Origin of the sequence: Bacillus sp. SG20033 (assembly GCF_044570195.1) — a bacterium.
GTDB lineage: Bacteria > Bacillota > Bacilli > Bacillales > Bacillaceae > Bacillus > Bacillus subtilis.
Map to the genome: position 1 here is coordinate 1,976,979 of NZ_CP172606.1, position 14,613 is coordinate 1,991,591.

A 14,613-nucleotide genomic window follows, 5' to 3' on the forward strand; every position below is an offset into this window, starting at 1 on the left:
AAAAAGACACCTTTTTAGGGAAGATGTATCTAAATAAAACTTGTATTTTATTAAATTGACGGTTCTTCTTCGTAGGGTTCCCTCGTAATCTCTGTATACTGTTCGGGAGTAATCTTTCCTTTAGCAACACCTGCGATCTTAACTCGTTCTTTTGTCCAATCTCCATCATCGTAAAATTTTTTTATTTGACTGAACCAATCCATTATATAACTCCATCCATTATTAATTGATATACAAAGTCGGAATAGTTTTTCTTTAGGGTGTCTAATTCACTAGGCTCAGGCGGCTTAGGTTTTAGAGTATCTATATATTCCTGGGTGGCAGATTCTTTCCATACCTTCTGTTTAATGTAGAATTTAGCCTTATATAAGCCATCAGGTGGTTTAATATCAGTACAGTTTTCGGGAATGTTAATTTTTCCATTCTCACTCTCTTCTAGGATGACATCAGTCTTGTAGATATAATTTTGATCATATTGAAAAACCTGAATTATGAACCTCACCCTTTCTAAACTGCTTTAAATTGGAAGCCCAGACTGATGTACTCATTCGGCTTCTGAGTGTTTGAGCAGTTCTCAATAATAACTTGGCCGTTTATATCGACCAGCAGCCTATGATATTGAGGAATACCATTCATCCCGATCTGCGAAGAAACTCCAATCCACTGAAAAACTCTTCCCGGTCTGTAGCCTTCCGGCAAAACAAATGCTGCTATTCCTGATCCGATTGTTCCTTTTGCCATTGCCCCTTCGACGTACACTGTTCCTGTGGCATCTTTTGCATAACGAACTTTGTATTGAGTTTGGTCACCGCCAGAAGTGTCGGTGTAGTTAACCCAATTATTCTGAAAAGTAGGGGGAAACCAAGTTAGTGAACTTATCTTTGTATCTATGTATGATTTAGCGGAAGTAAGAGCAGTATTAGCTCTTGCCTGTGCGCCATCTGTTGTCTCGTGTGTCTGCCACGAAGTCCAAGTAAAGTCGCTTTTCCTAAATCGGAAATAGGTATGTGTTCCGTGATACGCCTCTAAAGCATACTGAGCAACTGTATCACCGTAGTTCATGACAACCAAATAGACATTAGACAAATTGGCAGGTGCATGAAGTCCCTGGTTAGCAATCAAATAAAACCCTGAGTCCGTTAAGTCGTTGTATTCCGTTTTCTCGGAATTACTCTTATAGTTTACTCTCCCGTCATCGGCAGTGAGCTTGAAAAGCTGAGATGCATTCCATCTACTTCGATCAGACTTGCTTACATGTATGTCGTTGTCATTCAGGTGCTCATCAAAATCTTTTTTAGAGGCTTGCTGAACATTGTCCACCTTATCAAGACCAACCTGTTCAGCAGTAACCTTGTGTGGATTTGCTTGATCGTTAGCATGTTCAGCTAGGATGGACTTTGACCTTTCATCCGAGTTATTCCAATAACTGCGCTCAGCCTTTGTGATATGTCTATCCATGTCTACATCATGGGCGTCAAAATCAGTTTTTGCTGCTTGTTGAACATTATCAACTTCAGACAAGCCAACTTGGTTTTTTGTAACTGAATGTGGATTTTTCTTATTGTCAAGATGGTTATCAAAAGCCACTTTTGTAGCCTGTTCTTCATTAACTAGATTTGATAATCCAACTTGATCTTTAGTTACTTGGTGCGGGTTTTCTGTGTTCTGAGTATGGGATTTCAATTCTGAATTCTGCTTCTCCATGAACTCATCAACTTTTTCAGTTAAACGTTTTTCATGATCAGACATATGAGTTTCAGTTCTGAAAAGTTGATCTTTAAGGTTATGAATTTGTATATTGTTTTGTTTGAGCTGACCTACAAATTTACTGCTGCTCATTAACTCACCACAATCCCTTTAACAGTCACATCACCTGTAACAGAAACAACTTCGAACATAACTTTAAACAATCCAGCAATGTCAAAATCCCAATACTCATTAGTATTTAAAGTACTGCTTCCAAGTTGGAAATCTGTTTTATTGGTACCACTTAGTGCAGTTTTTTCGCCATTTTCATCAACTGCATAAAACTTTATTTCTCGTGAAGTTGAGGAACCAGAGATCTTAACAGTAAGTTCCCGAAAATGACCAACTACAAATTCTTCACCTTCAGATGGGGAAGTTGTGGCTTCGTGAAATATAAATGAAGTTTTGTCTGGAATCGTGATTACGACATTTTCAGTCGTTTCTGTCAACAACTCCACCTCCTTAATTTGAATAAAAACTGTCTTTTATCTAGAAAAATAAGAGGGGAGGACTTATTCAAAAAGCCCATCCTCTTGTAGCTTATTCCATATACCTTCCCAAGCTGGGGTAGAAGAAGGGGATGACTGAAGCGAACTTAAAGGTTCGTACTCATTGAAGTCGCCTTCAAAGCGTTGCTTGAAATCATCAACACTGATATAGGATCCATCTGATAGCAATAGGAATTTTTGTTCCAAACCATCAAATTGTTTGAACAGACCACATACTTCATCAAATGTCATTATTCCATCCCCCAAACAACGATTTTTAACCCAGTTAGATCAACTGTACCGGCTGCTTTAACTGTCAGATGTATTTTTGGAGCAGTGAAAGTTAATTGTTTTTGTAAAGGGTAATTCTGAACAAAAACAATGCTGTTGAATAGAACAGAATTATCATTACCTGATGTAGTTGCAGAATAAAATGGGATGTTTTTCGGTACGGAATAAATACTTGCTAAAACTTTGCTGTTTGAGCTGTCTGTTTGAGTTGTGTACATAGCAACACCGTAAGTTCTGAAAACACCAAGTGAATCGATTAGATCAACTGTATAAGACTTAGTTGCACCTGTAGCTACGGTATCAGCATCAGTAACAACAAATTCAGAATAGGATTTTTGAACTTGGGTTTTAATTGCTGCAGTGTTTTTAACCAAAACAGGGACAGAAGCCGTATTAGTTATATTTACATCAAGTGCAGTGTTGGCCACATTAACATTAAGAGGCTGGTCATTATTGAGACCAACCTCCAAGGGGACAGTGGAACGTTCAATTGATACAGCTGTTATGGGATTACCTGTCCCATCATCTTTTGCAGAGGTGTATTTATCACCGTCCTGGTTTAAAAAAGCAATAATAAACGCCTCCTTAATTATTCAGTTGTTCCGCCAAGATCTGAACTTTGAGATGAGCCAGTTCCTTCATCACTAGTGACAACTCCCTTTGTCCCATCAGCTTTACGTTTCACACGAGCAAAGTTACCGATTTTTCCGTTATTATCAGCAAGGGCTCGATAGCCGATTTCCGGAGTGTATGCATTTCCTGCTTCAAACGACATATCTGCTTCACCAGAGAAGTTTACTTTAGGGAGCTGAATATAAAGGTCACTGTAGATTTTTGAAGTCTTAGGATCGTATTCAATTGTGTGAATTTCAAAGTAGTAATTCTCAGAGAATTTTTCACCGTTAATTTCAACGGTCTCGGCTTCAACTTCAATTTGATAATGAACTGCTAAATCTTCACCCTTGGTTGCAAAGGTATCAGGCACAGTAACTGTTTTAGATGCAGCGTCAACTTCAATTTGATCTCCATCTTCGTTAGTTAATGAAACTTTAGATAATGGGAGATATGAAAGGGTAACCGTACCAGTATCACTAACTGTTAAGCTTTCATCTTCCCACACAGAAATTGTTTCGTTTTCAATTTTTACACCTTGTTGCATTGCCATGAAATCAAGATCAAAGAAAGCATTTCGGACATTACCCGATACTTCTTTACTTGAATTAATAACATACAGGTCTCGGTTACCCCATCCACCTTTTAAAAAGTCTTGTTGAACTTGTTGGGAAAACTGGGTCATTTGTGTAACACCTGAAGCAATAACCTTATTATCGCTCAGACGTTTAGCTGTAATTTTTCCAACTTCATGGATTACTGTTTGTTTTGCCAAATTGTTTCCTCCTAAATAAAAATAAAAAGAGACTAAAGTTAATTAGCCTCCAAATAATTGCTCGATATTTTTAGCATCTTTAGTGCTCAGGTGATAAGACTCTTCCTTGTAAAGGTTAATGTGACTGCTCCAATCACTTACTTTGACATCAGGAGAGACGGTAGCAAAAAGTGTGGTTGTGTTATAATTCATAACTTCAGCCATCCTGTAGAACGACAAATATAGTTGATACATCGTCATTTCAGATATTTCTTCATACGTGTATCCGTTAAATGCAGCAACACAGCTTACTATATCCTTTAAATCACTTTGAGAATCTTGTTGCTTGAGTGATTTACTTATATCATGGAACTCCTGAAGTTCATCATTGTCAACGACCTTGTCTTCAGTGATACAATGCATGTCTAGTATTAGTTTTCGGAGACGGGGAAAATTATGTTTTCCAATCAACGATAGGGAATCCTTGTTTATCAATACTTTTGAAAAAACTTTGAAATAAGCCTCGTGAAAATCAGGGAGTACCGAATGTACAATTTCATAAAGATCTCTCTTTTTCATTTCAATGATAAATGGGTCAAGCGAGCCATCCTCATTAAACCTAGAGTATTCTTTAATGAGACTTTTCTTATTCATCCTCAACATGCTTAGTTCTTTGGTGTAGAGAGGATAATCTTTTAAGCGGATGAAATCAATCTCACCTATTTCAGTCTGGATCGGTTTTCCTAAGAAAAAGAAATCCTTTAACTCATTCATTTATTTGCTCCAAAAGTAAAGATCATCTTGTAGCCCAAGTATCCGTCAGGGGGATTACTAATAAGCAAACGTTTATAATCTACTGTTACACCAAAACCAGCAATATTTTTATTGAAAAATAATTTTGAAACCCTGTCGATGATTTTCAAACTTCGATACTCAGATATCTCAAATGTATTAATGTGTGTGTATACATCGATCATCAATTCTTGATTTAACAACATAAAGCTTTGGTTTGTCGGCTTAGGCAATGCATTCCCTAAATAAATACACATCCTACATAATGGTGAATCCGATAGATCATCTGTTTTAGGTGCTCGCTTGAATATGGTATTGATTATAGCGGGAGAGTCATTTGTGGAGTCATAATAATTTTCGAGTGATTGAACATCTGGATGAGAAGGGGAGAGAGGATCAGTTTTGTAATACAAGAGCCGATTCAGTTCAACATCATCCATAACTAATCTGAAGACTTTTGTCATCTGTTCAACAGTCATGCTCATGTCTTTTCACCAACTTTCTTTTTGGCAACCAATTTTATTGTTCCGTGGTCTCCATAAACTTTAGAATAGTCTATATCATCGACTTGATAATCTTCGCCAAAGAAGGTGAGGGTAAGTCCGATTTTCAATTTTTCATGAACAAGATAAGGAATTGTAATGTTTGCTTGACCATCTGGAAGATTTACCGCCAATTCAGTGCCATTTATTGAAGTTGTCCTTTCGAATATGCAGGGGACTTCAGTTTTTTCACCAGGTACTTTTTCGTAAATTGGCTTACCAGTGATTTCGTTAATTTTGCCAGTATCGACTAACTTGTCTTCTGAGGTTAGAAAAAATGAGGTGTTACAAAGTCTCATAGTAGCACTATCGTTCATTTTATTGTCTGTAGGTCTTGAATTAACAATCCAATAACTATCATCATATTTAATCAAGTCGCCTCGATTAAGCAATCCTAAAACGGTAAGCACTTTCTTAGTTTCACTGTCTTGGGTTGTTTGGATAATTACCTGTTGAGACTTATGATTGAGCTCAATATCATATGTTTCGGGTGAATTCGCAAGAATTTCTTTAAATATTTCATATTTGTTTGTATTAAATTCATCGTTTTCCCAGCCACTTAAATAATTCGAGGAGGAAGAAAGGTACCAATCTATTGACATCTAAGCACCTCACTCGAAATTATTGGTTTTAAGCTTGCTAATTTTTTGATCAATATCATCACACAAGCTCTCATATGCTCTATTTACTTGTGCTTTTGTGTTTGCTAAGCCTGTTAATTGAATATCTCGTCCAATTACGTTATTCAACTTGAGAGCTCTATCTCTGTATCTGCCTAAATATCCTCTGTACATAAGCATTCCGAGTAATTGGGTTTGAGCTCTTGAAAGTGTGACATCAAACGTATTAGTTTCTTCGTGGAAACCAAGATCTGTAAGATCTGTTTCGTAATCGCTAATAGCATTAATCAAAAACTGTTTTTCAAGACCCTCCGGCAACACTTCGTTCGATTGAAACAAAGAATGAAAAACATTGATAATTTTTTCATAAGGCGTCATTAAATCACTCCTTATGATTCTGTATCAAATTTAAAACCAGTAAACTCTTCGATAAACTTGATCTTTTTATAGTCATTTACTTTTTCTTTCTTTGCAATTTCAAATAACTGAGCTTTTTCGGATTCTAGTTTGATATCTTTAGTTACATTTTCTTCGAATGTTTTCTGAGTTTTGTAAGCTAAAATCTGCTTGATTCTTTCAGGTGTGATCACTTCTTGCTCACTGTCATTTTCAGCAGCCTCAAACCCAAGGTGAACCCTAGTTTCTTTATCATCAATGAAAATTTTCGCATGAGACCCTTGCCCATCAGTGCCTACAAACATTTTCACATTATCAAAAACTTGAGACTGAACTTCACCTACTGTAATTTGACGAATGCCATTAGCAGGTAAACGGAAATCTCCATGGCTTTCTAATTTTTTGAAATATAAGTCCCACGAGCACAAATTTTTAATAGCGATTTTCTTATCTAAATTAATTGACATAATACCCTCCATAATTTTACTTAGGAGGGACAATGCCCTCCATAATGATTTTATTCAGGTGTGATTTCGAAATTTTCATCACGGATTAATCCGATTTGATATTCTTGTCCTTTAGCTACACCTGCACCGATTTCCATGTCAAATCGAGTAATCTCTGTACCAGACACGATATCGTTACCTGTCATAGAAGTTAATCCACCACGTTGGAATACTTGAAGAGGAGATTTTGCACCTTGAGGAATGAAGAATAGAAGACCTTCAGGAAGGTAAGTTTTGAAGTTATCTCCAGTCTTGTTAAGTTCAGTGAGGTTGTATGCATTAGGTAATTCAACAACAGAAGAACCTTTATAAGTACTCAGTAAACCTGTCTTGCGGATTTCATCCATTACTGATTCAGGCAATTTTGTACTAGTCGCATCTCCGGCGACTGCTTGGAATCCAGCAAAATCATTTAACTGAGAAACAACAGAATAATCACCAACGATAGATGGTTGACCGAATCTACGAACCTTCTTAATAGTGTCATCAACTGCAGATTTTTGAATACCGGCATTTTCCGAGAAATATTTAACACCGGTAGCTGACTTAATGGCGTTGTACATTTCATTTACGACATAATACATAGCTTTATTCATCATATCGGTCTGAACTTGTTCCATACCTTCAGCAACTTTATCTAGGTTTCCACTTTGGATTTCACGGTAATTAACAGCATAGCCTGCTGAAATAGTCTGTGTTCCAATAGGGTATTCGTTCCAAGTTGTAGTAGCAAAAGGAACGTCTCCACGAGAAGCTTGGAAACCACTTCTAATTGATTCGTGTGCGTATGTAGTCATCATTGGTTGTTGATCATAACCGATTTGTCTAAAAGTACCCATGAAATCAAATAATTTAACAGCTGAAATAAGTTTAGGTTCAATTGCCAATCTAACAATTGTATTTATTTCAGCTTTTGCCACGGGGTTTCCTAGTACAGCTTGAGCTGCTAAATCTTTGACATGTTTCATAACTGTATCGGCTTTATTACCGAATTTAGAAATATCTTTTCCTGTTGCAATTGCAGAGAAGATCTCAATAATTGGCGATTTTGAATTTAACTTGGGATTAGCAAACACATCTGAATCCCGTTTTACGTTATTAAGTTCAATTTTCATAAGTTTTACCTCCAAAAGTTAGGGATTAGGCTTGTACTTTTAAGTACAGACCTTTACCACCGAATGTAGTTTTTTCAAGAACTTTAAGCTTAACTTTATAATCAGCAACATCTTCTCCAGCTTTAGTCCATTGACCAGTTCCATCACCTGCTGGGACAATAACATCGCCCACAATGAGAGCATCAAAACCTTGAACTGTATCTTGACTCAATTCAACTGGTAGGTCAGCCAAATCAGTTACACGGAAAGCACGAACGTATTCATCTTTCAATACTTTAAAATCAGCTTTGTTTCTAACCTCAGGTTTATCAATGATATTGCCAACAACATAAATGTCGCCCTTTGCTGCTGTAGCATCGGCAGGGGTAGGCGCCAGGCCAGTAGAGTCATCTGGTAACACAACCAAGCCAGGCACTAAATCTTTTGTTGCTTTACAACGCGGGTTATTTCGCACCTGTTTGAAGGCACCAATAGTTCCAAACTTGAACATATAAATTCCTCATTTCTATAAAAGTGTTATTTTATTTTAATAGAGATCATTAATAGATACTGAGCTTTCTTGTCCAGCATCATTAATTTCTGAAAAAATGTCTTTATCATTAGTGCTATTTGTTTCAGTTGATTGATTCTTTTGACGTTGTGCAATAAATGATTGAGCAATTGAAGAGTTAATTTCCGAGAGAATTTGTGTCTTTAGTTCAAGAGAAGGAGATTTGGAGAAGAGTTCGATTTTTTCTTTCGCGACCAATTTTTCTTTCTCTGTATATTTATTGAGATCTTGATTTAGTTCACTTTTTAGCTTTTCGTTTTCTGCGTTTTGTTTGAAATCTTTCAGTGAATTCAACTCGGCATCAGCTTTTTCTTTTTCTTCTTTTGCTTTTTTGATTTCTTTTTCTTTCTCCTCAACTTTTGCTTTCTCATCTTTAGCTGCTTTTACTGCAGCATTTAACTCCTCATCTTTTTTCTTAAGCGCCTCATTAAGTTCAGCCACTTTTGTTTCAAGTGCTTTATTCTCAATGTTTAGCTTATTATTCAATTCAACTAATGCTTCATCTTGTGTTTTTGCCATTGACTGTTCCTCCTTGTGATTATTATTTAGTTCCAGTAAGACAGCAGCATCATCAGCTGGATCAATTCCGAGAATTGCGTCGCCGGTGAAATCAAATCTCATAGGTATACGACCTTTTTCTTTATATCCACCGTCATACTCAATTGAAGAGCTGCCTTCAACTGCAGAAATTTCTACTGAGGTCTCAGGGAATTCGCCATCAAACATTTTCGATTTAAGCCATTGTACAAACTTAGGGTACCTTTGGTTGTAAATAAAACCTTCACCAATTAACACTCTTTTTTGTTGACCATTTACTTCTATAGTGTCGATATATCCATTGGTTGTAACACCAACTACAGTACTGTTTTCAAACAGGGGAGTCCCATCTTTAATTTCTGTCATGCCATGGCCAAATGGTTCACTGTTTTCACAATCAATAAATTCTACACACAGCGGCATATCCTTAATGGAATTTAAGTTTGCATTAACGTATTTTTCGATCCAGGTAATACCGTTTTTATTGTATTGGGCATTGTTTTCATGTATTTCAAGAACAACCCACTTTACAAAGGTTCGTCCACTTACTTTTCGTTGATTATTAATCTCTAAGATTGCACTACTCAAATATTAATTCACCTCCCTTCATGAGCCAGAGGGCGTACCATTACTGTTATTTGTTTTGGACTTAATGGTGTTCTCGTTTTGAGAACTATCGTCTTCAGGACGACCAGCAGACTTATCATTCTTACTCATAGTGTAGGAAGTTGCATGAACAGGGAACTTCTCATCGAATCCTTCTTCTTTTTCATATTCCATTAATGACAAGTAGGCATCAGGATTCCACCCAGTAGCTGCTATCCAAGCAGTTAAACTTCCTCGACCACTCGTGTACAAGTCCTTCATATTTTGGACTTTTTCTTTACGGTTAACGTGTGTAAGGGGGAGATAGTAAACTTCAACATAAGACTTGGGATTTTTAATGATATTTGCATTAATGACTTTGTTAAACTCACTAGAGATCTGTTCTAACCAGGAGAAAATTTGTGAGGACACCATTTCAATGTTTGTAGATTGAGAGGAATAATTTCCGTCTTGTCCATTTAATGCTGAACCTGCAAAACCTAAGTTAGTTGATATTCGTTTTATTAATTCATCTTCGCCTTTGACTTTAAGGAAATCAACGTTAGTCTCAAGCTTGTCTAGCTTAGTGCCAGAGGCCAAAGAGAAGAATTTTATTCCTTTAACAGCGCCTTTAGAAACTAAGGCATTTTTGATACTGTTGTGCTGTTGCTCTTGTTGCTTTTGCGTTAAAGAAGAAACACCTTTCTTTTCACCTTCAGGTAATGTTTGATAAATTAATGTACTGTTCAAATCATCAAGAATGTTTCTTTTTGTATCAACAAAATAATCGTCATAAACCATATCAACAAATGCAGCTAGTCCAATCGGTCGTCCCCATTGATCTTCCAAGTCAGCGCTACCTTTAACGGTGACTGTCTTATTGTTGTCTAATACGAGCCAACGTTTATTGAGATCTTTTTTGTACTCAACATAACCTTGTCTAAATTCCTTTGGCCACCTTTTAAGTTTTAAAGATCTCCCTTTGCTTGTGAATTGATCAAAGTAGGATACATCAAAAGCCACCAAATATGAAGAATTTTTTCTCCCGACAATTTTGCAGTAATTGATAGGGAGAGGGAGGATAGAACAATTGAACTCTTTTGTATCGTTGATTTCAGATATTGAATCAACTTCATAATCACTAAGAGTTTTAGGAAAGTTGTCAGCTGCAACTGATTCGAAATAATGGAAAGATGTGCCGTAAAGACTTAATTTTCTAAGTGAATCTCGAACAATATTTTTGTCATTTATTTTTCTTAATGCGATTCCATATGTTCGTTTGTCCAATTTTAATTGACTATGATCATTTGAGTTCCCGTAGACAACTCTGTCTAGGGTAGGGAGAGAAACCATGTAGTCAATTACATTCCTGTAAATACCATTTGAATTATAAAGAAATTTTGAGGCATTTCGAATTTGTTTGTTATAAAGATTGTGATTATTAAGCCAAGTTTTCACTCGATCATATGAAACTGAAGTATTTGAGGTATTGAAGAATAGCGAATCCAGGTTTGATAAATCAGTATTATATTCATAAGACGGCTCTTTTTGGGTATCCATTTTTCACCTCCTGATTAAAAATTCAATTAAAAAAGAACCCAAATGAATACTCTTCATCGGATTCCTCTTTCTCTAAAAATTGAGCAATGTAATATAAGGCGTAAGCAATCGCACTGTATCTGTCTTTATCGATACGTTTTACAACCTGTTCTACAGTAAAAGAATTTTGGTTTTTCTTGATCCGTAGGTTGGCCACTTCGTCAATAAACAACTGAGTTTGAATACATGCTGCTTCAACCATAACATCGTCTGCAATGTCTTTTTGGTTTTTGATATCTTCGAAAGCTTTGAGTAACTTTAACTTCCCCGATTCAACATAGTCTAAAAACTGGGTGATAATATCCTGGTTTATACCTTGTGATTTTAGATTGTAAACGACTTCAGGTGAATTAGGCACGTCTGGTTTTTGATCAGTGTTAATTGTAGCCCAACATCCAAGCTCTTCATTTGTTTCAGGATCAGTAACATCTTCTAATAATCGGTCGATTAATCCACCGCCGACTCCATTACCATCAACAACAACAGCTTTTACTCTAGAGAGTGAGAGGTCTTGGTTTCCGCCATAATTTTTAAAGACTCTTTTCACCATGATGGATTGTTCCTTAAAGCTTAATCCATTAGGTGGTTCAATGATATTAACTACTTGAACTTGTCTAATAAGGTTGTTACTATTCCTAATAATTTTTAAAACAATAATAGCCGTTTTGTTGTTTGACTCAGCTGCAGAACGTGCAACGTCTACACCAATAACATACTCATTAAGCAAAAAGTTTTTGTTTTTATCCCGAGGACAAGATAGCTCTGGTTGTGTAATAGTTCTGGCTTTAATTAATTTACTGATGTTGATTAAAGCTCCGTCACTTGCACCAATCCAATCACAAAGGTAGTTTTGTCGAAAGCGGGTAACGTTTCCTTGTCTGGCTTTATTAATCGTGGACATTTTTTGACGACCAAAGTGGATAGGAATTCTCCAATCAGATCCAAACACAAAGGAGCCTTTCAAGTCACCAGTTTCTTTAACCATAGTAAGAATCTTTTCGTATTCATCAGAGTTTTTGTATCCTGATGTTGAAAAACGGTTTATTTGACCATTTAATTCTGCAGGATCAATTTCACCAGTCATTGTAGTTCGTGGAATATTGAATATTGGTTCAATGGCATCATCATAGAGATCTTTATCGATTAATGCAGATTCTTCAAGAGAGCCACGTCTTCTACGTAATCCCTTTGAAGATTGGGCATTGGCTAGGTTATCGATAATTGCGCCATTTTGAAATTCAACTCTTCCAGTATCTTTGGAAAAACTTTCGCTTTTGATTTCATCTGCGATAGAAGGATAGAACCTTAAAATTTCATCATGTTTTTCTTTCCAAATTTTAACCGCAGATTCTTTGGTTGAAGCGGTTATTGCTAATGTGACATTTGGGAAGCAGATTGCTGTATGGTACGCAACCATGATTTGAGTGAGAGTTTTTGATCCGCCGCGAGGAATACAGAAGTAATTTTGAGGGAAGCGACTTAGGGTTCTCATCATAACTCTTTGGTATAAATCAAGTTCGATTCCACCAACTTCGGGTTTTAACATGTCATAAAAAATATCAGGATAAAAACGAATGAAGGAGGTGAATTCTGCCCATTTTGAAATGTTTTTCTGTATTAAGTTAGAGCTATCATTGGGATTTACTGGAGTTTCAAATGAGGATTCATAAATATCTGTTCGATTTTTTGTATGTTTATTGTTCTTAGAGGTGAAGTTTTTGTAGCTTGCCATTATTCTTCATCCCCAGTGTCGTAAAGTGGCTCTTTATACACATCTTCTAAGTCACGGAAAACGTTGTTTCGTGCTTTTTTCAAGTTTTCAATTTCTTCTGTAGTTAGCCCCTTTGATTTGAAATCTTCTTCGAGCATCTCATCGTAAAAATGATATATGTCTTTATAAGCTACTTTTTCTTTATCCTCTAGTCTTCTGTAATAATTGATTATGGCCCAAATGATTAAATCAGCATCATCGTAAGGTTGAGCGGTTAGGCGGGGAAGGAGAGGGATGATGCCTAATTCAGTTTCAACTGCTTCGAAGAGTTGTGACAGCACATCCACACCGCCACTAATATCGCTTTTGCTTAACTGAGAAACGTTGATCTTTGCGTCAGTAGCTGCTTTTGAAGCCATTTGACCCCACTCTTTAGCTTCCTTTACTTCACCCTTAGCTGTAGCTAATTCCTCTTTGACACGAAAGCGAATATAGGAGAGTAATCCCTCAGTATGGAGAGCGGTTTTTTCTCCATAATTTCGAATGAGTTTGTTGTACTTCCTTTCAAACTGGTGGTATTCATCGGGTGTATAACCAATTCCCCATTTATCAATTATTTCATCTGAGACTTGTTCTACTGAATCACGCTGAGTTTCGGCAGCAATAGCTTTTTCTTGTTGTTCTAGAATACTGTCCTTCCAACCAGTTCCATTAAACTGCTTTAGGGAATTTGCCATTGTCATATATGCACTAAATGTGTCAGTTTTTCTTTGAACTGCTTGCTCCCAGTATAAAGGATCAAATTTGACATCGATTTGCTGTAAGACAGTGTATACAGAGTCCATGTTGCTGTAATCAATATTTTTCTTGAGACAAGATTTACAAATTGGTACTTTTCCTATTTTTTCGTAAAGCTTGCTGCGGGAATTATAAAAGCCAGAATCTTTGTCTTTTTCCTTTTGACATGCAGCACATAACAGTTTTTCTTTTTCTTTAGGTTTTCGACCCACCATTTCACCTCCATAAATTTGATGTAAACACATTTTATAAAACGCCCAGCAATAGAGCGGAAGGGGAGTACCGCAATCATCACTGGACGTTCTAAAAAAGTATTTTATTTATAAGTTAAGGTACCATTTTTGGACAAAACAACCTTGGTTCCTTTTAAGGCATCAGCAAGAGCATCAAGCAAACCTTTTCCAATACCGTTTGCATCAATTATTAATTTACTCGGTCGTTTGTCTATAATTATGGCTTTTATTTGACTAGCCTGATGTTTAAACGTTCCATATTCCACTTTCTTTGAGATGTCCTCAATACGGGAATTGTATAAATCAATAATTAAAAAGGTTGTTTCTTCTCTTCCAGGATTAATTACAGCAATTCTTTCAGGATTATAGCCCGAGCTCAATGTGTAGCTATTTCCGTTTAAGGGCTTAGAAGAGAATTTGACGTCTCGGTTCAATTGTTCACTTTTAGTGTTTTTCTCAAATCCCAGGCTTTTATGCAGACTTGTTAGAGCGTCTTTTAATTCCCTATTACACAGATAACCACTATCATTAATTTCTTTTAGCAGCTTTACATATTCCCAAAGAATTTTAGTTTCTTCTTTCAATCTTCCTCATCCTCATCTTTATAAAATTAAAGTTTTAAACAAAGTTTATAGGAGCCTACATGAGACTCCCTTAGTTGAAAAAATAATGTCCAAACACTTCGGTTAGGCTAAGTTGTAGAAATTAACCGGCAATAATTAAGGAAAGCTCCGTCTT

At 36.4% G+C, this 14,613-nt stretch carries 18 protein-coding genes; all 18 read right to left on the reverse strand.

The window, feature by feature from the left end; all coding sequences use genetic code 11:
* Positions 1-50 precede the first annotated feature (50 nt).
* Positions 51-203, reverse strand: coding sequence for an XkdX family protein (locus ACFVP7_RS10125; RefSeq protein WP_396583194.1), 153 nt, complete (start codon positions 201-203; stop codon positions 51-53).
* A 304-nt stretch (positions 204-507) separates the two neighbouring features.
* Entirely contained in the window at positions 508-1,839 is a 1,332-nt protein-coding gene (locus ACFVP7_RS10130) for a pyocin knob domain-containing protein (protein WP_396583195.1), read from the reverse strand.
* A complete protein-coding gene (locus tag ACFVP7_RS10135; protein ID WP_396583196.1) occupies positions 1,839-2,195 on the reverse strand; it encodes a hypothetical protein in 357 nt (118 codons plus the stop codon). The genes ACFVP7_RS10130 and ACFVP7_RS10135 overlap by 1 nt, the downstream gene beginning before the upstream one ends.
* Positions 2,196-2,258: 63 nt before the next feature.
* Positions 2,259-2,486: a hypothetical protein gene (locus ACFVP7_RS10140; RefSeq protein WP_009967521.1), complete on the reverse strand. Its 228-nt coding sequence runs from the start codon at positions 2,484-2,486 to the stop codon at positions 2,259-2,261.
* Positions 2,486-3,097 carry a hypothetical protein gene (locus ACFVP7_RS10145; protein ID WP_010886547.1) on the reverse strand — a complete coding sequence of 204 codons (612 nt, stop codon included), beginning with the start codon at positions 3,095-3,097 and terminating at the stop codon, positions 2,486-2,488. The genes ACFVP7_RS10140 and ACFVP7_RS10145 overlap by 1 nt, the downstream gene beginning before the upstream one ends.
* 17 nt (positions 3,098-3,114) lie before the next feature.
* Entirely contained in the window at positions 3,115-3,912 is a 798-nt protein-coding gene (locus tag ACFVP7_RS10150; RefSeq protein ID WP_396583197.1) for a hypothetical protein, read from the reverse strand.
* A 42-nt stretch (positions 3,913-3,954) separates the two neighbouring features.
* On the reverse strand, positions 3,955-4,665 hold the full coding sequence (locus ACFVP7_RS10155) for a hypothetical protein (protein ID WP_003230954.1): 711 nt from the start codon (positions 4,663-4,665) through the stop codon (positions 3,955-3,957).
* On the reverse strand, positions 4,662-5,168 hold the full coding sequence (locus ACFVP7_RS10160; protein ID WP_072183387.1) for a hypothetical protein: 507 nt from the start codon (positions 5,166-5,168) through the stop codon (positions 4,662-4,664). Before ACFVP7_RS10160 ends, ACFVP7_RS10155 begins: the two co-directional genes overlap by 4 nt.
* Complete coding sequence (locus ACFVP7_RS10165; protein WP_171518473.1) at positions 5,165-5,827, reverse strand: hypothetical protein; 663 nt, start codon at positions 5,825-5,827, stop codon at positions 5,165-5,167. Before ACFVP7_RS10165 ends, ACFVP7_RS10160 begins: the two co-directional genes overlap by 4 nt.
* Positions 5,828-5,836: 9 nt before the next feature.
* Positions 5,837-6,223 carry a hypothetical protein gene (locus ACFVP7_RS10170; protein WP_147797635.1) on the reverse strand — a complete coding sequence of 129 codons (387 nt, stop codon included), beginning with the start codon at positions 6,221-6,223 and terminating at the stop codon, positions 5,837-5,839.
* Between the two features lie 11 nt (positions 6,224-6,234).
* Entirely contained in the window at positions 6,235-6,708 is a 474-nt protein-coding gene (locus ACFVP7_RS10175; RefSeq protein ID WP_017696877.1) for a hypothetical protein, read from the reverse strand.
* Between the two features lie 50 nt (positions 6,709-6,758).
* Positions 6,759-7,862, reverse strand: a complete 1,104-nt coding sequence (locus ACFVP7_RS10180) for a hypothetical protein (RefSeq protein ID WP_017696876.1) — start codon at positions 7,860-7,862, stop codon at positions 6,759-6,761.
* A 25-nt stretch (positions 7,863-7,887) separates the two neighbouring features.
* On the reverse strand, positions 7,888-8,352 hold the full coding sequence (locus tag ACFVP7_RS10185; RefSeq protein ID WP_032721631.1) for a hypothetical protein: 465 nt from the start codon (positions 8,350-8,352) through the stop codon (positions 7,888-7,890).
* Positions 8,353-8,388: 36 nt separating this feature from the next.
* The gene (locus ACFVP7_RS10190) at positions 8,389-9,537 is read right to left on the reverse strand and encodes a hypothetical protein (protein WP_017696874.1); all 1,149 of its coding nucleotides are present in this window, start codon (positions 9,535-9,537) and stop codon (positions 8,389-8,391) included.
* A gap of 18 nt (positions 9,538-9,555) precedes the next feature.
* Positions 9,556-11,094: a hypothetical protein gene (locus ACFVP7_RS10195; RefSeq protein ID WP_396583198.1), complete on the reverse strand. Its 1,539-nt coding sequence runs from the start codon at positions 11,092-11,094 to the stop codon at positions 9,556-9,558.
* A gap of 22 nt (positions 11,095-11,116) precedes the next feature.
* Positions 11,117-12,865 carry a hypothetical protein gene (locus ACFVP7_RS10200; protein ID WP_032721637.1) on the reverse strand — a complete coding sequence of 583 codons (1,749 nt, stop codon included), beginning with the start codon at positions 12,863-12,865 and terminating at the stop codon, positions 11,117-11,119.
* On the reverse strand, positions 12,865-13,857 hold the full coding sequence (locus ACFVP7_RS10205; protein ID WP_250540177.1) for a hypothetical protein: 993 nt from the start codon (positions 13,855-13,857) through the stop codon (positions 12,865-12,867). The genes ACFVP7_RS10200 and ACFVP7_RS10205 overlap by 1 nt, the downstream gene beginning before the upstream one ends.
* A 101-nt stretch (positions 13,858-13,958) precedes the next feature.
* Positions 13,959-14,459, reverse strand: a complete 501-nt coding sequence (locus ACFVP7_RS10210) for a capsid protein (protein ID WP_396583199.1) — start codon at positions 14,457-14,459, stop codon at positions 13,959-13,961.
* Positions 14,460-14,613 lie beyond the last annotated feature (154 nt).